Below are 18,755 nucleotides of genomic sequence, written 5' to 3' on the forward strand. Positions count from 1 at the left end.
CGTTCAAATATCTTAGACGATCAGGATGCGCTTCCGTCATCACGACAGTCTGCGGCTCTTCGCCAGCATCGCCGAACACGGCAGCTTCTCCGCCGCCGCCGCCGCACTGAACCTGACCAAGGGCGCCGTCAGCTATCAGGTCCACCAGTTGGAGGAAGCGTTGGGCTTCGCGCTCTTCCACCGCCGCCCCCGCGGGATCGAGCTGACCGATGCCGGGCGGGAACTCCGGGCTTCGGTTCAAACAGCCTTTGAAGACATCGAGCGCAAGATCGAACGGCTGCGCAGTGGCGTACAGCAGTCCGTTACCCTGGGCCTCTCGACCTATCTTGCGTCGCGCTGGCTGTCGCCGCGCCTGATGACCTTCATGCAGGCTCACCCCGACATCAGGCTGCGCCTGCAGCCGATGGTCGATCTGGTCGACCTCCGCGGCGCCGGCGTCGACCTGGCCATTCGCTGGGGCAAGGGGGATTGGCCGGATCTGGAACTCGAACCGCTCTTCCCCTGTCCGGCCTTTCCGACAGGCGCGCCGGGCCTGGCGGCACGCATAGAACGCGACGGCCTGACGGCCGTGTTCGCGCGAACGCCCCTCCTCATTGACCGAGAGGGCAGCTCTGCCTGGGCCGATTGGCATGCCGCCGCAGGACTGTCCTACCTCCGCCATGGCGGCGCCCTGGCGATCCCGGACCCCAACGTGCTTGTTCAGGCTGTCATCGACGGTCAGGGCATTGCCCTGAACGACGCCCTGGTCAGCGACGAGATTACCGCCGGAAAGCTCGCCCGCCTTTCACCGATTGAACTGGCAGACTATGGCTACTTTATCGCCTACGCGCCAGGCGCCCTCGCCGACCCTTGCGTTGCCGCCCTTGTCGGATGGCTGCACGAGCAGGCGGCTCTGATGCACTGATCGACCAATGACCCGGCAGCGCCGTGTCTTGTGGCTTTAAGGACCGGCTTCCGATACTTTGCGGTCCGTTCATCAGCGACTGAGTGGGTGGGCTGCAGTGAAACGCGTCATGATCGTGGGAGGCCCTGGTTCAGGGAAAAGCACCCTCGCGAACCTGCTGGGCAGCCGTTCAGGCCTACCTGTTTTCCATATGGATCATATCCATTGGAAGTCTGGCTGGATCGAGCGAAGCAAAGTCGAGAAAGACCAGCTTACCCATAAAGTCCACATGCTCGATAGATGGATCTTCGAAGGCGGGCACTCGCGAACCTACGACGAAAGGGTGGAGAGAGCTGACACCTTTATCTGGCTCGACTTTCCGGTGTGGATCAGACTCTGGAGAGTTTTGCGCCGTTCAGTCGTCAATGCCGGCAGGACCCGGCCTGATCTGCCGGATGGTTGCCCTGAGCAGTTGAACAAGGAAACAATCGAGTTCCTGCGCTTCATCTGGCGAACCCGAAAAACGTCGCGTGCGAAACTCCAGAAAATTTACAACAAACCGCCTCCGACTCTCACGACCTATCACTTGAACAGTCGAAAAGCCGTTCAGCATTTTCTCCGAAATCTGACGTGAGCTTCTCTCGGCGCCTGCCCTTTCGGAAGGTTTCGCAATCCAATATAAAAAAACGGGCCCAGCGGATTGCCGGACCCGTCCCAGCCTGATGGCCTACAACGCCAAGCGCGAAGAACTGGAGGCCTCCGCCGCCGCGCTCTTCGACGTCGTGACATCGGGCAAGGTGAAGTTCGCGGTGAACCAGACCTATCCCTTAAGCGAAACCGCCCAGGCCCACCGCGACCTGGAGGCCCGCAAAACGACGGGTTCGACAGTGCTGCTGCCTTAGCCTTTGAAGAAGGGGGTGCGAGGGGAGAGTGGTAGGCTCATTGTCGTACCGACCTCCAGCTATAGCGTTTTCGACTTACGTCGAAGCGGGCTGAGGGTCGTAACCGCTTGACCAAGATTTCGTAAGTACTTTCAGATTCCTGGTCACCCCGGACTTGATCCGGGGTCCATCCCTCCCCGCGCAGGGGCCTCTCCAGCGAATGCCGGACCTGGACACGCTATGGATCCCGGGTCAAGCCCGGGATGACGAATAAGAGAGTGATATCCAGGGGGCATACGCCGCCCGTTAGCACGGACCGCTGCCGTCTAAACTGAAAAGAGTCTAGCTTGAACTGGGCGCAGCTAAGGCGCGGTTCGTTCAAGGATAAACCGGTCGCCAGGCGACTCCCCTTCGAAGTATCCCAGTCGACCCGGTATGCAGGAAACCAACGTGCCTTCGCCGAGACCAACGACCTTCGCAAGCGCGTCCGACAGCGCAATGTCGAAACCATCGAGGTTGCGATCGCTTGAGATCAAGTGGCACTGAGCCGAAGCGCCACGCTTGGTCAACAAGGAAAAAATGGTTTCCGCTTGTTGATCTGCTGGTGCGATGTCAATGCGGTATCTGGGGTCAAGATCCCGGTAGTGGTACAAGCTTTCGAGAAACTTGCGGCGGCGCTTATGATTAGCAAGCTGATCCAAAGCGCGCTCGCGCTTCGCCGGTAAGACAAAGGCGTTGATCAGAGCCGTTTCATGATCCATGGCGCCGCATTCTTACCCGCTCGCAGAACGGCCGGTATCACCCTATTGGTTCATAGAATCGAAGAAGTCCTGGTTGGTCTTCTGCTGCTTCAGCTTGTCGACCAGGAACTCGATGGAATCGGTAACGCCCATGGGCATGAGGATGCGGCGCAGCACCCACATCTTCGACAGCGTCGCCTTGTCGACCAGCAGCTCTTCCTTGCGAGTGCCGGACTTGCCGATGTCGATGGCCGGGAAGGTGCGCTTGTCGGCCAGCTTGCGGTCGAGAACGATTTCGCTGTTACCGGTGCCCTTGAACTCTTCGAAGATGACCTCGTCCATGCGGCTGCCGGTATCGATCAGCGCGGTGGCGATGATGGTCAGCGATCCGCCTTCTTCGATATTTCGAGCGGCACCGAAGAATCGTTTCGGGCGCTGCAGGGCGTTGGCATCGACACCGCCGGTCAGCACCTTGCCCGAGCTCGGCACCACGGTGTTGTAGGCACGGGCCAGGCGGGTGATGGAGTCCAGCAGGATCACCACGTCCTTCTTGTGCTCCACAAGACGCTTGGCTTTTTCGATCACCATCTCGGCGACCTGCACGTGACGCTGCGCCGGTTCGTCGAAGGTGGAACTCACCACCTCGCCGACGACCGAGCGGTCCATGTCGGTCACTTCCTCCGGCCGCTCGTCGATCAGCAGCACGATGAGGAAGATTTCCGGATGATTGGCGGCAATGGATTTCGCGACGTTCTGCAGGATCATGGTCTTGCCGGTGCGCGGCGGCGCCACGATCAGCGCGCGCTGGCCCTTGCCGATGGGCGCCGTCAGATCGATCACCCGGGGGGTGAGATCCTTGATCGTCGGGTCCTCGACCTCCAGCTTGATCTTGTCGTCGGGATAGAGCGGGGTCAGGTTGTCGAAGTTGATCCGGTGGCGCGAATTCTCCGGCGGATCGAAGTTGATCTCGCTGACCTTCAGCAGCGCGAAGTAGCGCTCGCCGTCTTTGGGGGAGCGGATCTGTCCCTCGACCGTGTCGCCGGTGCGCAGACCGAAGCGGCGCACCTGGCTGGGGCTGACATAGATGTCGTCCGGTCCGGCCAGGTAGTTCGATTCCGGCGAGCGCAGGAAGCCGAAACCGTCCTGCAGGATCTCCAGAACGCCGCGTCCGTAGATCGGCTGATCGTTCTCCGCCAGATGTTTCAGGATCGCAAACATCATGTCCTGCTTGCGCAGGGAGCTGGCGTTTTCGATTTCCAGCTCTTCGGCAAAGGCCAAAAGATCTGCCGGACTTTTGGCTTTAAGTTCTTGGAGGTTCATGGGCGCTTACGCCTGTGCTCGATCGAAGGGAAAATTGGATGTCTGGCCTGGACCTGCACCAAAGAGAAACAACGGGAAGGGGGTGCAGAAAGACGTGGGAAGAGACCGCGGACGGGGGAGGAATTCCCAAATACAGCCTATACTTGGCTGGTTAATGAATTATGACTCACCATATGGGATCGACACCGCCGGACGGCAAGGTGCTTAGGATTTCGCGATGGTTACTTGAAGCCAATGATGAAGTCAAGTGAAGCCGGTATCTGCATCCGCCATTGTCAAAATCTATCAAGTCGGCAGTCAAAACGGTTTCACCACCGCCATGACGACAATCCCGATCATAAGCAGGGCCGGCACTTCGTTCATGACGCGATAGAAACGCTCGCTGTGGCGGTTGTCGTCCTCGGCAAAAGCGCGGCGCCAGCGCCCGGCAATCATGTGCAGGGCCGTGAGGACGATCAGCAGGGTCAATTTTACGTGAAACCAGCCTTCGCCCCAGGCCTCGATGTGGGCGGCCAGCGACAAGCCCGCCGCCCAGGCCACCACCATGGCCGGGTTCATGATCGCCCGCAGCAGGCGGCGTTCCATGATCTTGAAGGTTTCGGACTGCTTGGAGCCGACCTCGGCCCCGCAGTGATAGACGAAAAGACGCGGCAGATAGAGAAAACCCGCCATCCAGGCGATCACCGCCAGGATATGCAGGCTCTTCACCCAGAGATAGGCATCGCCCAGAAAACCGGCCATCACGTCTCCCAAAAGTCTTTCTTATGCAATTAGGATCACAACGCTAGTCCGCAGCACCCTGGTCGGGCGCTTCGTGAGGCGCCTGGGGACAACCGCTCCAGCGCGCCGGGCAAATCCGGCCCCTATCCTGTGAGCAGATTGTCCGGTCGCTGGCCGCTATCGCGCGGATCTGCTTGGCCAGGCCCCCGATAAAGGCCTCGTCACAGGAAACCGTCGTGACCCTGACATAGGCCGGCACCCCTGAATCCTCCGCCAGCTTGCGGTATTCGATGTCCAATTCGACCAGGGTTTCCGAGTGTTCCGAAATAAACGCGATGGGCACCACGATCAGCGGCCGGCCTTCCCGCCCGGCCCGTTCGATCTCCGCATCGGTCGAGGGGCCGATCCACTCCAGCGGGCCGACCCGGCTTTGGTAGCAGACCACCCAGTCGAGATTCACCTCGCCCATCGCCTTCACAACCGCCGCAACCGACTGTTCCACCTGCCACTGATAGGGATCGCCCTTCTCGACAATCTTCTTCGGCAGGCCGTGGGCGGAAAACAGAACCCGGGGCGCCGTTTCGTGTTCGAGGCCGCGCAGGGCCTCACGCAGCTTTGCCGCCGTTGCCGCCACGAAACCCGGCTCCTCCGGATAGCAGCATAGGCTCCGGCTTGGCGCGGATATCCCGGCTGCTTTTGCTTCCTTGTGCCATTCCTTCAGCGAAGAACCGGATGTTGTGGTCGAGAACTGCGGATAGAGCGGCACCAGCAGAACCTGGTCCGGCGCGAAGGCCGCGACTTCCCGGGCCGCCTTCGCCGCCCGCGGATGCCAGTAGCGCATGGCGATAAAAACGCCGTAGTCGTCGGTTCCATCGTTCAGCTGTGCCTGCAGGGCGTCGACCTGCGCCTGGGTGTTGGGCAGCAAAGGCGAACCGCCGCCCAGCTCCCGGTAAATCTCCTGGGCCACCGGGGCCCGGCGTCTGGAAATAACCTTGGCCAGCAGCCAGCGCAGCGGGCCCGGCAGGCCGATGATCGCCGGATCGTTGAACAGATTGAACAGAAAGGGCTCGACCGCTTCGGGCCGGTCCGGCCCGCCGAGGTTGAAGACGACGACGGCAATCCTGCTCATGGTGCTAACCTGCGCGCCTTTCCGACGCGTTCCAGGCGTGAATCTGCTCCATCATCCGGCTCACATGATCCAGCGGCGTCTCCGGGACGATGCCATGGCCAAGGTTGAAGATGAACGGGCCCTGGCCGAGATGGTTTAGAATACGCTCGACCGCCTGGGTCAACTGATCGCCGCCAGCCACCAGTTGCAGCGGATCGAGGTTGCCCTGCACGGTCAGGCGCGACTGCAGCTCGTCGCGCGCCCAGCCCAGGGGCAGCGTAGTATCCAGGCCGAGCCCGGCGGCGCCGCATTCAATCGCAAAATCGCGGTACAGCAGCCCGGCCCCTCGGGGAAACAGGATAACGGGAATGCCCGGCCGCTCTTTTTGGATGCGGGCGGTCAGGGCCTTGGCCGGCTCCAGACACCAACGCCGCAGGGCCTCTTCCGGCCAGATGCCCGCCCAGGAATCGAAGATCTGAACAACCTCGACGCCGGCATCGATCTGCGCGATCAGGTAGTCGCCGGTCGCCTCGACCAAAAGATCGATCAGGCGCTGAAAATCATCGGGCGCCCCGTAGGCCCAGCGTTTGCCGGCGGCAAAATCCTTGCTGCTTCCGCCCTCCAGCATGTAGCTGGCAACGGTCCAGGGCGCACCGGCAAAGCCGATCAAGGTCACTTCCGGCGGCAACTCCTTGCTCAGGCGCCGAACCGTTTCGTAGACCGGCGCCAGGGCCTCGTGCATCCCGTCGCGTGAAAGCCGGTCCAGACCGGCTGGTTTCTCGATGGCTTCCAGCCGCGGTCCGACGCCTTCTTCGAACCAGACCTTCTGACCCAGGGCATGGGGCACCACCAGAATGTCGGAAAACAGGATAGAGGCGTCAAATCCATAGCGGCGGATCGGTTGCAGCGTCACTTCGACCGCCAGATCCGGCGTGAAACAGAGGTCCAGAAAGCCGCCGGCCTCAGCCCGCAGGGCCCGGTATTCCGGCAGATAACGGCCGGCCTGGCGCATCAGCCAGACCGGGGGCCGGGGCAGGGTTTTGCCGCTCAGGGCCTGTAACAGAAGCTTGTCGCTTGCTTGCTTCACGGTTTCTCTTTTCGCAGCAGATCATCACTGAGCCGAAAGATGGCCTTTTCCGCAGACTTGGCAAACCCCCCTTCTTCTAAAAAGTATTAAATTAGAATCTAGTGTAGTTGTAGTTGATCCCTGTGAATCCTGGGGATCAGCGCTTTGCCTGAATCTGTCCAGAGAGTCATCCGCAGGGAACGGCCTGCCGGTCTTTGGCGGTGGGTTTCACCGGGAGAAGACCCTGCGACCGGCCAATTTGCTGTCGCTTGCACAAAAATGGGAACCAGGGGATAACGGGGAAAATCTTCATCTACGGCGCCGATATCAGGGTCTTGGGCGGCTGTGGGTTCTTATCTGTTCAAAACTGAAGACTCGTCTGATGAAAGAAGGGACGGGTGTGATGGTTTTTTTTCCGTGTTGCAGCGACTCCGATTTGCCCCCGGTTTCCCCATTGGCTGCACAGGTCATGCACAGAATCGGCCCGGGAAGCAGCGGCGGACCGAGGGCTTCGGGCCTGTCGTTGATTTCGGGGCCATTTCGCTAAGCAACGCCGGGGCTAAGGAACGTCGGGAATGACAGCGCATCATCTGCATCTTGTTTCGGACTCGACCGGCGAGACCATCAATTCGGTTGCGCGGGCCTGCCTGGTCCAGTTCAGCGGGGTCGAACCCGTCGAGCATATCTGGAGCCTGGTGCGCACCCGCGGGATGATGAACAAGGTCGTCGGTCAGATCGAAGCGCATCCCGGCCCGGTGCTCTACACCCTGGTCAATCTGCAGCTCCGCGATCAGCTCACCTCCTGCTGCATGCGGCTGGGGGTTCCCTGCATCGCCATTCTCGACCCGGTCATCCACACCATGGCAAACTATTTCGGTGTCGAAATGAAGGGGACGCCCGGTCTGCAGCATGTCCTGGACGCGGAATACTTCGGGCGCATGGATGCCATGACCTTTGCCCTGACCCACGACGACGGACAGCACTGCAGCGACATCGCCAAGGCCGATATCATTCTGGTCGGCGTATCGCGCACCTCCAAGACGCCGACCTGCATGTATCTGGCGAACCGGGGCATCAAGGCGGCGAACATTCCCGTGGTGCCGGGCTGTCCCATTCCCGACGAGCTGCTGCAGGCCGACGGTCCGCTGATTATCGGCCTGACGAAAGACCCGGCCCGCCTGGTTCAGGTGCGCCAGAACCGCTTGCGCATGCTGACCGACGACCGGCAGGAAACCGACTATGTGAACCTGGAGGCGGTGCGCCAGGAGATCGCCCAGGCACGGCGCTTTTGCGTCGAACACGACTGGCCGCTGATCGACGTCACCCGCCGTTCCATCGAGGAAACCGCGGCGACGATCATGAACTACTATGCCCGGCACATCGGTGCCGAGGTGTGATGCAGATGTCCGGCGAAGCGCCTGCTGTCCTGAACGCGGCTGACGCCCCCTTGCTGGTCTTGGCGTCGGGCTCAGCAACCCGCCGCAAGGTGCTGGCCGCGGCGGGCGTGGCGTTTCAGGTTCAGGCGGCGGCGGTTGATGAAACGGCGGTGAAGGAATCCCTGAGAGCCGAGGGGGCAACCGCGATTCAGACAGCGGAAACCCTGGCCGAACTGAAAGCCCAGCGGGTTGCCGCGAAGTTTCCCGGCGCCCTGGTAATCGGCGCCGATCAAATGCTTTCCTGCAACGCTGTGTGGTTCGACAAGCCGGTCGACAGCGATCATGCCGCGGCGCATCTGCGCGCGCTCAGCGGCAAGGCTCATGAGCTCAGTACCGCGGTCTGCGTGGTGCGCAACGGCGCGCGGGCCTGGCATCACAACGCGGTGGCGCGCCTGACCATGCGGTCCCTGTCAGATGACTTCATAGAAACCTATCTGGCCGCCGCCGGCGAGGCGGTGCTGGGCTCGGTCGGTGCCTATCAGCTCGAAGGTCCGGGGGCTCAGTTGTTTGCCGAGGTCGAGGGCGATTTCTTCACCGTCCTCGGCCTGCCGCTGCTGCCGCTGCTGGACTATCTGCGGGCCAACAAGGTGCTGCCGTCATGAGCCTCAGCGGCAAGGCGGCCCTGGCCGGTGTGATCGGCTGGCCGATTTCCCACTCGCGCTCGCCGCGGCTGCATGGCTTCTGGCTGAAGGCCTATGGCATCGACGGGGCTTACCTTCCCCTGGCCGTGGCGCCGGAAAAACTGGAAAGCGCCGTTTTGGGCCTGCGCGATGCCGGTTTCCGCGGCCTGAACGTGACGATCCCGCACAAGGAAGCGGTGATGGCGCTCTGCGATCAGGTTGACGAGACGGCGCGGCGCATCGGCGCGGTCAACACCCTGGTCTTTGACGGCGAGGCCATCCATGGCTCCAACAGCGATGCCTTCGGTTTCATCGAGAACCTGAAGGAAGCCGTGCCTTCTCACGATTTCACCACGGCACCGGGCTTGCTGCTCGGCGCCGGCGGCGCTGCAAAGGCGGTTGCGGTGGCCTTGCTCGATGCCGGCCTTCCGGAGCTGTTGATCTGCAACCGCAGCCCGGAGCGGGCGGAGCGTCTGGCGGCGGACCTGGGTACGCGCGCCAAGCCGCTGGCCTGGGCGCGGCGGGCCGAGGCCTTGGCGGGCGTCGGCCTCCTGGTCAACAGCACCTCTCTTGGCATGACCGGCCACCCGCCGCTGGATCTGGTACTCGACCGTCTGCCGGCCGGCGCCCTGGTCACCGACCTGGTCTACACGCCGCTGGAGACCGGCCTCTTGGCCGCGGCCCGCGCGCGGGGCTGTGTGACCGTGGATGGCCTGGGCATGTTGCTGCATCAGGCCCGACCGGGCTTTCAGGCCTGGTTCGGCGTTGCCCCGGCAGTAACGGCTGCGTTGCGCGATTTCGTTCTCGGGGATTTTGTTCCCGGTGGGGACGGCTGAGGCGCGATGCTGGTCATCGGCCTCACCGGTTCCATCGGCATGGGCAAGTCCACCGCGGTGGCCATGCTGCGGCGCCTCGGCCTGCCGGTCCATGATGCCGATGCCGCGGTGCATCGCCTGATGGCCAAGGGCGGTGCTGCCGTGGCGGCGGTGGAAGCAGCCTTTCCGGGCGTCGTTGTCGAGGGGGCTGTCGATCGCGCCCGTTTGGCGTCAAAGGTGCTGGGTGACCCGGCTGCGCTGAGTCGTCTGGAAGCGATTCTGCACCCCCTGGCCCGTGCCTCCGCCCGTGCCTTCCTGGCCCAGCAGGCCCGGCTGCAGCGGCCTTTGGCGGTGCTCGATATTCCCTTGCTGTTCGAAACCGGCGGCGAAAAGATCTGCGATGCGGTCATCGTGGTCTCGGCGCCGGCGGCGACCCAGCGCGCCCGGGTGATGGCCCGGCCCGGCATGACCGAGGAACGCTTTCAGGCCATTCTCGCCCAGCAGATGCCGGATGCCGAGAAGCGCCGCCGTGCCGACTTTGTCGTGCAGTCCGGGCTCAACAAGGCCCATGCCTTGCAACAGCTGCGCAGCATCGTCACAGTGATGAAAGGCCGCGCCGCCGCCGCGCCGCCGCCTCTGCACAAGCTCTTTGGGAGATACTCCTGATGCGTGAGATCGTTCTCGACACCGAGACAACGGGCCTGGACCCGGCCGCCGGCCACCGCATCGTCGAGATCGCCGGCCTGGAACTGCTGCACCATGTGCCCACCGGCCGCACCTTCCGCGAATTCATCAATCCCCAGCGCGACATGCCGGAAGAGGCGGAGCGCATTCACGGCCTGAGCGCCGAATTTTTGGCCGACAAGCCGCTCTTCGCCGCCATCGCCCAGCCCTTTCTGGACTTCATCGGCGATGCCAAGCTGGTGATCCACAACGCCCAGTTCGACATGAAGTTTCTGAACGCCGAACTGAAAGCCGTTGGTCTTACGACGCTGCCCAGTGACCGTGCCATCGATACCGTGGCCATGGCGCGCAAGCGTTTTCCGGGTGCCCAGGTGAACCTGGACGCACTCTGCCGCCGTTTCGAGATCGACAATTCCGCGCGCACGTTTCACGGCGCGCTGCTCGACTGCGAGCTTCTGGCTGAGGTTTATCTGGAGCTTTCCGGCGGCCGCCAGCCGGGTCTGACGCTGGAGCGTCAGCAACAGCAACGCGGCGGCGCCGCTCAGTCCGTTGCCCGTGCGGCCCGGCCTGCCCGGCCGCACAGCGCTTCCGACGACGAGAAGGCCGCCCACGATGCGATGCTGGCCAAACTCTCCGATCCGATCTGGCGCCAGTGATGCCGGAGTGACGCCGGATCGATAGCGATCTAGGCCTGGCCGTTGGCCGGGGTTGTTTCTTCCGCCGCGGCCTCGCCCCCATCTTCGCCAGCCTCGTCTTCGCCGGACTCGCCCTCACCCGACGGATTCTCAGCGGACTGGGCCATTTTGCGGCTCATATACATCTGTCCGAAGTCGATGGGGTTCATGATCAGCGGCGGAAAGCCGCCGTCGCGGGTATCGTCGGCCAGGATGGCGCGGGCAAAGGGGAAAAGGAAGCGCGGCACCTCGATCATCAGCATCTGCTCGCGCACTTTTTCATCCAGGTTGTTGGCGATGGTGACCACGGCCGCATAGTCCAGTTCCGCCAGAAAGGCCGTCGTCTCGCCGATCATCGCAGAGGCCCGCAGGCCCAGGGTCACCTCGTAGAGGTCGCCCTGCAGATGGCCCGGCGTCACCTCGACATTGACGTTGAGCTGCGGGCTTTCCTTGCGCATGGAGCCGTAGATGCCGGGCGCATTGGGGTTCTCGAAGGAGTGATCCTTCACGTACTGAGAGTTGATGGTCAACGGTGCTTGCGCGGCTTCCTCGGCCATTTACGCCTCCTCTTGTGTTGGGCGCTTGGCTATCACGGATTGCCGCCCCTTACAACAAAGCCTGCCGGGCCGGGCCGGTTGCCGGCCTGACGCCGGACTGTCTGAGCTGACGCTTCTCTAGAGTGCAGCGGAAACCGCGCCCTGATGGGGGTCGAACCGCAGGGCGACCCCGTTTCCGACGGCTTCGCCGGTCAGCCCACGGATGAAGCCCCAGTGGCTGACGATCAGCAGACCGTCCCAGCGGCCCTGTTCCAGCATGGCGCTGCGAAAGTCCGCGCAACGCAGGCCCAGGGCGTCTTCGGTCTCTTCCTCTTCCGGCCACCAGCGCTCCGGCAGATCGCCGAAACCGAAACCCGGCCAGCGTGCCGTGAGGTCGCTTCGATGGCTGCCGATATCGCAGGTAAAGAAGTAGCGTTCGCGTACCCGCGGGTCGATGGCGACCGGCAGGCCCAGCGTTTCGGCGATGATTTCCGCGGTATGAAGCGTGCGCCAATAGGGGCTGGCGACGATCCGCTTGATGCCCTGGCCCGTCAGGCCTTCGCCAGCCGCCTGCGCCTGGCGTTCACCCTCTTCGGTCAGGCCGGGATCGACGATGCCCGGGTCGATGCGGGTCTTGGCGAAATGGACGTTGAAGTGGGATTGACCGTGACGAACGAGGATCAAGGCTCCAGCCTCCTTGGCGCGTCGGGCCCGTTTTCGGCGCCGGGCCCGCTACCCGGTTTGTTCTTGGGTTTGCCACTGTCATTGGGATCGCCCGGGGAATCGTCCAATTCCTCGAACTCACCGTCGATGATGCCGCCGGGGCCGCCGTGGCGGCCTTTATTGTGGCTGTCCTTGCCCCAGGTGTTGGGATTGACCTCCTGTCCGTCGACGAAAACCCGGGCCTGGCCGCGCGCGGCCCGCTGGGCCAGCCGCCGGCCGACGGCGCGGCGCAGAAACGCGCGGAAAGGCGGCAGAAACAGCAGCAGGCCCATCGCGTCGGTCACGAAGCCGGGGACCAGCAGCAGCGCGCCGGCAAAGACCAGGCAGATCCCCTCGAACATTTCGTGGGCCGGCAGTTGGCCCCGATCCATCTGGGCCCGGGCCCGCCCCAGGGTTGCCAGGCCCTGTGCGCGCAGCAGCAGGCTGCCGGCCAGGGCCGTCGCCACGGTCGCGGCAATGGTCGGCCAGATGCCCAGGGCACCACCTACCTGTATGAACACGGCGATTTCCAGCAGGGGCAGCCCAATAAAGACAGCCAACAGAATAAGGGCCATACTTGCTCTTTCTTGACCAGTTGCCTACATAATGCCCATAAACCATGCGGTGAGGCCAGCCGCGGCGGACTTCAGGGGTTTCACGGCCGCCCTCCGCCTTTTGTCTTACAGATTGCGAAGTAGATGAGCGACAGCAGCCTCATAGAAATAGTCATCCTCGCTGCCGTCGCAGCATTTTTTATCTTCAAGCTGCGTTCGGTACTCGGCAAGCGCACCGGCCATGAGGAAAAACCGGATTTCGATCCCTTCAAGCCGCGTCCGAACGACGCTGAGGGCGAGGACGACAAGGTCGTTCAGCTTCCCGAGCGCGGCAAGGGCCCGCGGATTTCCCAGGACGAGCTGTTTGAGCAGGGTGAACCGGAATCGGCCGAAGCGGCCATGGACGACAGTCCCCTGGCGGCCGGGATCACCCAGATCAGGCTGGCGGACCGGGATTTTGATCCTGTTCAGTTCGTCGGCGGCGCGCGCGGCGCCTTTGAAATGATCGTCGCCGCCTTTGCCGACGGCGACAGCAAATCCCTGCGCCCGCTGCTGGCCAACGACGTCTTCAGCGATTTCGACGGCGCCATCAAGGACCGCGAGAGTCGCAATGAAAGCCTGGAAACAACCTTGATCGGCATTACCTCGGTGGACTTGATCGAGGCGGAGATGCAGCAGAAAAGCGCCTTCGTGACCGTGAAGTTCGTCTCCGAGCAGGTCAATGTGACCCGTGATTCCGAAGGTCGCATCGTCGACGGCGACCCCAATGAGGTGACCAAGATCACCGATATCTGGACTTTCGCCCGCAACACCCGCAGCCGCGACCCCAACTGGGCCCTGGTTGCGACCCGCAGCCCCAATTAAGCGGCTGCTCGGGGTGAGCTGGGGCGGCAGGCGGCTTTTTCCCACAGGCCTGTCGTTTGCGCTGGTGGTGGTGCTGGCCGCCTGCAACGGCGAGGCGCCGCCCGAGGAAGCCGTCGAACAGGTGCCGCCGCCGCCGGAAACGGTTGTGCCGCCTGAACCACCGTCCCTGCTGCTGACGCCGGTCGGCTTTGACGCCCTGCCGGGATGGTCGAGCGATCCGGTGTCGGAGGCTCTGCCGGCCCTTTTGAAATCCTGTGGCAGGTTGGCCCGCCAGCCGGGCGAGCGCGCGGTCGGCCCTGACGGCCTGGCCGGTCAGGTGGCCGACTGGGCCGCGCCCTGTGCGGCCCTGGAACAGGCCCAGGGACAAGCCGGGGGCCAGGATGACGCCGCGCTGCGCCGCCTGCTGGAGAACAGTTTCCAGCCTTTCGCCGTGTCCAACGCCGGGCAGAGCGAAGGTCTCTTCACCGGCTACTATGAGGCCGAGCTGAAGGGCACCCGCGATCCGGCGGCGCCCGGCGCCACCCCGCTTTACCGCCTGCCGAAGGATCTGGTGACCGTCGATCTCGGGCGTTTCCGCGCCGATCTGCGCGGCGAGCGCCTGGTCGGCCAGGTTCGCGACGGGCGCCTGCTGCCTTATCTGACCCGCAAGGAAATCGACGCCGGCGCACTGGACGGACAGAACGCCGAGCTGCTTTGGGCCGACGATCCGGTGGATGTCTTCTTCCTGCATGTGCAGGGTTCGGGCCGCGTCATCTATCCCGACGGCAGCAGCACCCGGGTCGGCTTCGCCGGCTCCAACGGCCATTCCTTCTATGCCATCGGGCGCGCGTTGATCGACGAAGGCATCGTTTCGCGCAAGGACTCCTCGATGCAGTCGATCCGCGACTGGCTGCGTGCCAACCCGGCGCGCGCCCAGGAAATCATGCAGCGCAATGCGCGCTACATCTTCTTTCGCGAGATCGTGGGTGAAGGGCCGATCGGCGCCCAGGGCGTGGCGCTGACCCCCGGGCGCAGCCTGGCGGTGGATTCCAAGCTGTTGCCGCTCGGCGTGCCGCTCTACCTCGACACCACCTGGCCGGCAACCGACAAGCCGCTGCGCCGCCTGATGGTCGCCCAGGATGTCGGCAGCGCCATCAAGGGCGCGGTGCGCGGCGATTTCTTCTGGGGCTCCGGTGAAGCAGCGCTCGCCGAGGCCGGGCGCATGAAGCAGAAGGGCGTCTACTACCTGCTCCTCCCCAAGGCCGTCGCCGAGCGCCGGCAGAGGGCGAGCTGAGGCTTACCCACAAAGTCCGCTTTAGCTCAGTGGGATGGTGCTCTCGACCGCCCAGTGAAGGGTCACTGCCGCGCCCTCGTCGAAGGGTGTCGTGCCGGTATTCTGTGCGAAAGCCTTCAGGGTCTCGCCCTGCCAGTTGAGCAGATAGGTAATGCTGTTGCCGGCGAAGATGCGTTTGGTGATGCGGGCCGGCAGGCTGTTCATGGCTGCTGCTTCGACGGGCCCGGCCGTGGATCGGATCATGATGCGTTCGGGCCGCACTGCACAGGCTGCCCGGGTGCCGGGGGGCAGGGCCTCCCGGCAGTGCAGGCAGGTTCCATCGGCGAGGTGGATCGTATTCCCGTCCACCGTTCCCCGAAATATGTTGGCATCGCCCAGGAAGGTTGCGGCGAATTCGCTGGCCGGGTTGTCGTAGATCTCAGCCGGTGGTCCTTCCTGTTCCAGCCGCCCGTCGCGCAGGATGCCGATGCGGTCGCTCATGGTCAGGGCTTCTTCCTGATCGTGGGTCACGAAGATCGTGGTGATCCCGACTTCGCGCTGGATGCGTTTCAGTTCGATCTGCATGCCCACGCGCAAGGACTTGTCGAGTGCCGACAAGGGCTCGTCGAGCAGCAGGACCTGTGGGCGCGTCACGATTGCCCGGGCCAAGGCCACCCTTTGGCGCTGGCCGCCGGAGAGCTGATGCGGGCGGCGCGCGCCGAGGCCCGAGAGCTGGACCAGATCGACCGCCTTTTCCACCCTGTCCCGCGTCTCCTTGCGGGCGACGCCGCGTACCGAGAGGCCGAAGGCAATGTTGTCGAAGACGCTCATGTTGGGAAACAGCGCGTAGTTCTGAAACACCATGCCGATGCGCCGGCGTTGCACGGGAAGGGCGGCAACGTCCTCACCGCCGATGGCGATGGCGCCGGCGTCAGGGAAATCGAAACCCGCGATCATGCGCAGCAGGGTCGTCTTGCCGCTGCCGGAGGGGCCGAGCAGGCCGTAGAAGCCGCCGTCGGGAAAGTCGATGGAAACGTCCTGCAGGGCGGCATGCGACCCGAAGAAACGCGAGACGCCGTGCACGGTGACCTCGGCCATTACTTTTCTCCCCCGAAACGGAAATAGCGCGCGGTAAGCAGCATCAGCGTCATGGAAAGAACGATGATGATGGTCGACACGGCGTTGATCTCCGGCGTGAAGCCCTTGCGGATCGCCGCGTAGATCTCCACCGGCAGGGTTGTCTGCCCGGGCGTCGACAGGAAGTAGGAGACCACGAACTGATCGAAGGAAACCGCAAAGGCGAAGAGCGCTCCGGCGATCACACCCGGCGCGATCCAGGGCAGGGTTACCCGGCGCGTCACCTGCCACTGGCTGGCGCCGAGGGAGCGCGCCGCCTCCTCCAGCTCCGGCGCGAAGGTCTGCAGGCGGGCGGAGACCACGACAATCACGTAAGGCAGGGCCAGTGCCACATGGCCCAGCAGGATCGCGTGCAGCCCGCGGCCGATGCCGACCGCGAAGAAAAAGATCAGCATGGCGGTGCCTGTGATCAGCCAGGGAATGGCGATGGGCGGAAACAACAGGGCCTGCAGCAGCTTCTTGCCCCGGAACCGATAGCGGTAGAGGGCCAGGGAGGCGGCGGTGCCCAGCAGGGTGGCGATGGCGGTGGTGGTGAGCGCGATGGTGACGCTGTTCCAGGTCGCGGCGATGAGCTGGCTGTTGCCGGCAAGCGCCGTGTACCAGCCGGCCGACCAGTCGATCGGCAGCTGATAGAACGGCGAGGCGTTGAAGGACATCAGCACCATGATGAAGATCGGCAGGTAGAGAAAGGCGAGGACCAGGCCGACGTAAAGCTGGCCCGCGCCGTTCAGAAATCGCGGAAAGAGCCTCATGTCTGCCGCCTCAGGACCGGCGCCGCCAGCGCCAGGACCGCCAGCACCACGGCCAGCAGGATGAACGACAGCGCCGCGCCCAGCGGCCAGTTGAAGACCGCGACGAACTGGTCCTCGATCACCGTGCCGTAGAAGGTGCCGCTGCGCCCGCCGAGGATGCGCGGTTCCATGAAGGAGCCGACGACCGGCACGAAGATCAGCACCGCCCCGGCGATCAGCCCCGGCATGGCCAGGGGAACGATCAGGCGCCGCAGCACCGTCAGCCTGGACGCGCCGAGGGAGCGGGCCGCTTCGATCAAGGAGTCGTCGATGGCCTGCAAGGTCAGATAACAGGTCAGCACCATGTAGGGCAGATAGGAATGCACCAGCCCGATGATCACCGCCGGGTAGGAGTACATGAGGTCGACGGAGACCTCGAAGGGCAGCACCGCATTCAACGCGCTGTCGATCACGCCGCCGCCGCGCAGAAAGATCGCCCAGGAAAAGATGCGCACCAGCCCGTTGCTCCAGAACGGCAGGATGACCAGCAGGAAAATCGCCTCGCGGCTGCGCCCTTTGAGGACCTTTGCCAGTACATAGGCGCAGGGAAAACCGATCAGCACACAGTAGAGCGTCACCTCGAGGCCGAGCCGTAGAGAGCGCAGCAGCAGGCGGCCATAGAGGTCGGTTTCGAAGAAGGCGGCGTAGTTGCCGAGGGTCATGGCCCATGACCGGTCGGCGAGCGGCAGATCGGTCATGAAGCTGAAGAAGACCATGGCCGACAGCGGCAGGAAGATGGCCAGCGTCAGCCAGAGATAGGCGGGCAGCAGCAGGGGGAGCGCCGGGCGCAGTTGACTATGCTGCGCGCCCGGCGGCGGTGCCGCTGTCATGATGGCCTCTCCCCCTTTCCGCCTCTGCGGCCGTTACTGGCTGCTTGCTTTCAGTTCCTGCCAGAGCTTGAGGTACTTTTCCCGGTCTTCGTCGGAGACCGGCTTCTGGAACTGAATGCGTGCGGCGACCGCGGGATCGCCGAGTACCGCGCGATTGAAAGCCGTCTCGTCGAGCCCCGCCACGGCTTCCAGGTTGGCCGAGACCGGCGCGCCGACCTTCTGATCCCACTCGACGTAGAAGTCCGGCGCGATCATGAAGTCGATGAAGGCATGGGCGCCCTCGGCATTCTTCGCACCGGCCGGGATCGACAGGCCGTCAAGCCAGCCGATGGCGCCCTCCTTTGGAATGACGAAGGTGACCGGCAGGTTGAAACTGGTCTTGGCGCGCGAGGCCGAACCGCTCCAGTAGGTGCCGACATCGATCTGGCCGGCGGCGACCATCTGGTTCCAGTCGTTCTCCGAGCTCCAGAAGGTCCGGATCTGCGGCATCAGCGAGGCCAGCTTGTCGCGCACCTTGTCGAGATCTTTGATGTCGTTGATGTTCTGCCCGCTGGCCAGGGCGGCGAACTGCACCGCCTCCAGGGCGTCGTCGCGCAGTACCACCTTGCCTTTGTGGGCGGCATCCCACATCACCTCGACACTGCTCGGCGGCGCATCGAAGGCCTTGTCGTTCACCGCGACCGAGGTCACGCCCCAGACCCAGGGAACGCCGTAGGCGGCCCCTTCGGCGTTGAGAAGTTCGGACCTGGCCATCTCCGGCGCCAGGCCGGCGGCGTTGGAAATCTTGCCGACGTCGATGGGCTGGATCAGCGCCTCGTCGATGGCCTGTCCGGTAAAGGCCGCGTTGATCATCACCACGTCATAGGTGCCGGGGTTGGTGCGCAGCTTGGTGAGCATCTCCTGCTCGGAATTGAAATAGTCGTGGATGACCTTGTGGCCGGTCTTCGCCTCAAAGGCGGCGGTCGCCCAGGCCTCGTCGGTGCCGTAGCCCTTCCAATTGAGGACGTGCAGTTCGTCGGCCTGAACGGCACCGGCCGTCACCATGCCGGCGAGGGCGGCGGCCGAGACGATATGTTTCAGGTTCATCTTACGCATTCCCTGTTCCTTTCTTGATTCTGATCCTGTTTCCGGTCGTGTTTTTG

General features: G+C 63.6%; 22 protein-coding genes. 10 read left to right on the forward strand and 12 right to left on the reverse strand.

Translation table 11 applies throughout. From position 1 onward, the window contains the following. Positions 1–25: 25 nt before the first annotated feature. From HBA54_RS24225 to HBA54_RS24235, 3 genes are all read left to right on the forward strand, one after another. Complete coding sequence (locus tag HBA54_RS24225) at positions 26–904, forward strand: LysR substrate-binding domain-containing protein (protein WP_167229679.1); 879 nt, start codon at positions 26–28, stop codon at positions 902–904. Between the two features lie 97 nt (positions 905–1,001). Further along, a complete protein-coding gene (locus tag HBA54_RS24230) occupies positions 1,002–1,517 on the forward strand; it encodes a P-loop NTPase family protein (protein ID WP_167229682.1) in 516 nt (171 codons plus the stop codon). Between the two features lie 88 nt (positions 1,518–1,605). Then, positions 1,606–1,785 (forward strand): zinc-binding dehydrogenase, encoded by a 180-nt coding sequence (locus tag HBA54_RS24235; protein WP_167229684.1) that lies wholly within the window; start codon positions 1,606–1,608, stop codon positions 1,783–1,785. Between the two features lie 341 nt (positions 1,786–2,126). Here HBA54_RS24235 and HBA54_RS24240 read toward each other — a convergent pair whose 3' ends face one another. The 5 genes from HBA54_RS24240 to hemE form a co-directional block, all read right to left on the reverse strand. After that, positions 2,127–2,525 carry a hypothetical protein gene (locus tag HBA54_RS24240; RefSeq protein ID WP_167229687.1) on the reverse strand — a complete coding sequence of 133 codons (399 nt, stop codon included), beginning with the start codon at positions 2,523–2,525 and terminating at the stop codon, positions 2,127–2,129. Between the two features lie 42 nt (positions 2,526–2,567). Beyond that, entirely contained in the window at positions 2,568–3,824 is a 1,257-nt protein-coding gene (gene rho, locus HBA54_RS24245) for a transcription termination factor Rho (protein WP_167229690.1), read from the reverse strand. A gap of 297 nt (positions 3,825–4,121) precedes the next feature. Next, complete coding sequence (gene hemJ / locus HBA54_RS24250; RefSeq protein ID WP_167229693.1) at positions 4,122–4,565, reverse strand: protoporphyrinogen oxidase HemJ; 444 nt, start codon at positions 4,563–4,565, stop codon at positions 4,122–4,124. Between the two features lie 43 nt (positions 4,566–4,608). Then, on the reverse strand, positions 4,609–5,673 hold the full coding sequence (gene hemH / locus HBA54_RS24255) for a ferrochelatase (protein ID WP_167229696.1): 1,065 nt from the start codon (positions 5,671–5,673) through the stop codon (positions 4,609–4,611). A gap of 4 nt (positions 5,674–5,677) precedes the next feature. Continuing rightward, positions 5,678–6,739 carry a uroporphyrinogen decarboxylase gene (gene hemE, locus HBA54_RS24260; RefSeq protein ID WP_322096109.1) on the reverse strand — a complete coding sequence of 354 codons (1,062 nt, stop codon included), beginning with the start codon at positions 6,737–6,739 and terminating at the stop codon, positions 5,678–5,680. 554 nt (positions 6,740–7,293) lie between these two features. Between hemE and HBA54_RS24265 the strand changes: the two genes are divergently transcribed. The 5 genes from HBA54_RS24265 to dnaQ are packed head-to-tail and all read left to right on the forward strand — an operon-like array spanning position 7,294 to position 10,929. Further along, on the forward strand, positions 7,294–8,115 hold the full coding sequence (locus HBA54_RS24265; RefSeq protein WP_167229699.1) for a pyruvate, water dikinase regulatory protein: 822 nt from the start codon (positions 7,294–7,296) through the stop codon (positions 8,113–8,115). Between the two features lie 5 nt (positions 8,116–8,120). Further along, on the forward strand, positions 8,121–8,756 hold the full coding sequence (locus HBA54_RS24270; RefSeq protein WP_167229702.1) for a Maf family protein: 636 nt from the start codon (positions 8,121–8,123) through the stop codon (positions 8,754–8,756). Continuing rightward, entirely contained in the window at positions 8,753–9,610 is an 858-nt protein-coding gene (locus HBA54_RS24275; RefSeq protein ID WP_167229705.1) for a shikimate dehydrogenase, read from the forward strand. Before HBA54_RS24270 ends, HBA54_RS24275 begins: the two co-directional genes overlap by 4 nt. Before the next feature lie 6 nt (positions 9,611–9,616). After that, entirely contained in the window at positions 9,617–10,255 is a 639-nt protein-coding gene (gene coaE / locus HBA54_RS24280; protein WP_167229708.1) for a dephospho-CoA kinase, read from the forward strand. After that, a complete protein-coding gene (dnaQ, locus tag HBA54_RS24285; RefSeq protein WP_167229711.1) occupies positions 10,255–10,929 on the forward strand; it encodes a DNA polymerase III subunit epsilon in 675 nt (224 codons plus the stop codon). The genes coaE and dnaQ overlap by 1 nt, the downstream gene beginning before the upstream one ends. A 29-nt stretch (positions 10,930–10,958) precedes the next feature. Here dnaQ and secB read toward each other — a convergent pair whose 3' ends face one another. The 3 genes from secB to HBA54_RS24300 form a co-directional block, all read right to left on the reverse strand. Further along, positions 10,959–11,504 carry a protein-export chaperone SecB gene (gene secB / locus HBA54_RS24290; protein ID WP_167229714.1) on the reverse strand — a complete coding sequence of 182 codons (546 nt, stop codon included), beginning with the start codon at positions 11,502–11,504 and terminating at the stop codon, positions 10,959–10,961. A 117-nt stretch (positions 11,505–11,621) separates the two neighbouring features. Further along, entirely contained in the window at positions 11,622–12,167 is a 546-nt protein-coding gene (locus HBA54_RS24295) for a histidine phosphatase family protein (RefSeq protein WP_167229717.1), read from the reverse strand. Further along, complete coding sequence (locus HBA54_RS24300; RefSeq protein WP_167229720.1) at positions 12,164–12,760, reverse strand: FxsA family protein; 597 nt, start codon at positions 12,758–12,760, stop codon at positions 12,164–12,166. Before HBA54_RS24300 ends, HBA54_RS24295 begins: the two co-directional genes overlap by 4 nt. Positions 12,761–12,883: 123 nt before the next feature. Between HBA54_RS24300 and HBA54_RS24305 the strand changes: the two genes are divergently transcribed. Both HBA54_RS24305 and mltA read left to right on the forward strand, forming a co-directional pair. After that, positions 12,884–13,603, forward strand: coding sequence for a Tim44/TimA family putative adaptor protein (locus tag HBA54_RS24305; RefSeq protein ID WP_167229741.1), 720 nt, complete (start codon positions 12,884–12,886; stop codon positions 13,601–13,603). Between the two features lie 13 nt (positions 13,604–13,616). Beyond that, positions 13,617–14,876, forward strand: a complete 1,260-nt coding sequence (mltA, locus tag HBA54_RS24310; RefSeq protein WP_322096110.1) for a murein transglycosylase A — start codon at positions 13,617–13,619, stop codon at positions 14,874–14,876. A gap of 21 nt (positions 14,877–14,897) precedes the next feature. Here mltA and HBA54_RS24315 read toward each other — a convergent pair whose 3' ends face one another. Genes HBA54_RS24315 through HBA54_RS24330 form a run of 4 tightly spaced genes read right to left on the reverse strand, consistent with a single transcriptional unit; the run spans position 14,898 to position 18,708 of the window. Continuing rightward, the gene (locus tag HBA54_RS24315; RefSeq protein ID WP_167229744.1) at positions 14,898–15,953 is read right to left on the reverse strand and encodes an ABC transporter ATP-binding protein; all 1,056 of its coding nucleotides are present in this window, start codon (positions 15,951–15,953) and stop codon (positions 14,898–14,900) included. Continuing rightward, positions 15,953–16,744, reverse strand: coding sequence for an ABC transporter permease (locus HBA54_RS24320; RefSeq protein WP_167229747.1), 792 nt, complete (start codon positions 16,742–16,744; stop codon positions 15,953–15,955). Before HBA54_RS24320 ends, HBA54_RS24315 begins: the two co-directional genes overlap by 1 nt. Further along, positions 16,741–17,613, reverse strand: coding sequence for an ABC transporter permease (locus HBA54_RS24325; RefSeq protein ID WP_167229750.1), 873 nt, complete (start codon positions 17,611–17,613; stop codon positions 16,741–16,743). The genes HBA54_RS24320 and HBA54_RS24325 overlap by 4 nt, the downstream gene beginning before the upstream one ends. Positions 17,614–17,646: 33 nt before the next feature. Beyond that, the gene (locus HBA54_RS24330; protein WP_167229753.1) at positions 17,647–18,708 is read right to left on the reverse strand and encodes an ABC transporter substrate-binding protein; all 1,062 of its coding nucleotides are present in this window, start codon (positions 18,706–18,708) and stop codon (positions 17,647–17,649) included. Positions 18,709–18,755 lie beyond the last annotated feature (47 nt).

It is taken from the genome of Pelagibius litoralis, assembly GCF_011683915.1.
Classification (GTDB): Bacteria; Pseudomonadota; Alphaproteobacteria; order Kiloniellales; family Kiloniellaceae; genus Pelagibius; species Pelagibius litoralis.

Excerpts from the sequence above, each read along its gene's own strand:
- HBA54_RS24225 (WP_167229679.1), top strand. The coding sequence starts at position 26 with ATGCGCTTCCGTCATCACGACAGTCTGCGGCTCTTCGCCAGCATCGCC.
- HBA54_RS24330 (WP_167229753.1), bottom strand. The coding sequence starts at position 18,708 with ATGCGTAAGATGAACCTGAAACATATCGTCTCGGCCGCCGCCCTCGCC.
- HBA54_RS24325 (WP_167229750.1), bottom strand. The coding sequence starts at position 17,613 with ATGACAGCGGCACCGCCGCCGGGCGCGCAGCATAGTCAACTGCGCCCG.
- dnaQ (WP_167229711.1), top strand. The coding sequence starts at position 10,255 with ATGCGTGAGATCGTTCTCGACACCGAGACAACGGGCCTGGACCCGGCC.
- HBA54_RS24235 (WP_167229684.1), top strand. The coding sequence starts at position 1,606 with ATGGCCTACAACGCCAAGCGCGAAGAACTGGAGGCCTCCGCCGCCGCG.
- HBA54_RS24275 (WP_167229705.1), top strand. The coding sequence starts at position 8,753 with ATGAGCCTCAGCGGCAAGGCGGCCCTGGCCGGTGTGATCGGCTGGCCG.
- HBA54_RS24240 (WP_167229687.1), bottom strand. The coding sequence starts at position 2,525 with ATGGATCATGAAACGGCTCTGATCAACGCCTTTGTCTTACCGGCGAAG.
- rho (WP_167229690.1), bottom strand. The coding sequence starts at position 3,824 with ATGAACCTCCAAGAACTTAAAGCCAAAAGTCCGGCAGATCTTTTGGCC.
- HBA54_RS24300 (WP_167229720.1), bottom strand. The coding sequence starts at position 12,760 with ATGGCCCTTATTCTGTTGGCTGTCTTTATTGGGCTGCCCCTGCTGGAA.
- hemJ (WP_167229693.1), bottom strand. The coding sequence starts at position 4,565 with ATGGCCGGTTTTCTGGGCGATGCCTATCTCTGGGTGAAGAGCCTGCAT.
- HBA54_RS24270 (WP_167229702.1), top strand. The coding sequence starts at position 8,121 with ATGTCCGGCGAAGCGCCTGCTGTCCTGAACGCGGCTGACGCCCCCTTG.
- hemH (WP_167229696.1), bottom strand. The coding sequence starts at position 5,673 with ATGAGCAGGATTGCCGTCGTCGTCTTCAACCTCGGCGGGCCGGACCGG.
- HBA54_RS24320 (WP_167229747.1), bottom strand. The coding sequence starts at position 16,744 with ATGAGGCTCTTTCCGCGATTTCTGAACGGCGCGGGCCAGCTTTACGTC.
- HBA54_RS24265 (WP_167229699.1), top strand. The coding sequence starts at position 7,294 with ATGACAGCGCATCATCTGCATCTTGTTTCGGACTCGACCGGCGAGACC.
- HBA54_RS24315 (WP_167229744.1), bottom strand. The coding sequence starts at position 15,953 with ATGGCCGAGGTCACCGTGCACGGCGTCTCGCGTTTCTTCGGGTCGCAT.
- secB (WP_167229714.1), bottom strand. The coding sequence starts at position 11,504 with ATGGCCGAGGAAGCCGCGCAAGCACCGTTGACCATCAACTCTCAGTAC.
- HBA54_RS24305 (WP_167229741.1), top strand. The coding sequence starts at position 12,884 with ATGAGCGACAGCAGCCTCATAGAAATAGTCATCCTCGCTGCCGTCGCA.
- coaE (WP_167229708.1), top strand. The coding sequence starts at position 9,617 with ATGCTGGTCATCGGCCTCACCGGTTCCATCGGCATGGGCAAGTCCACC.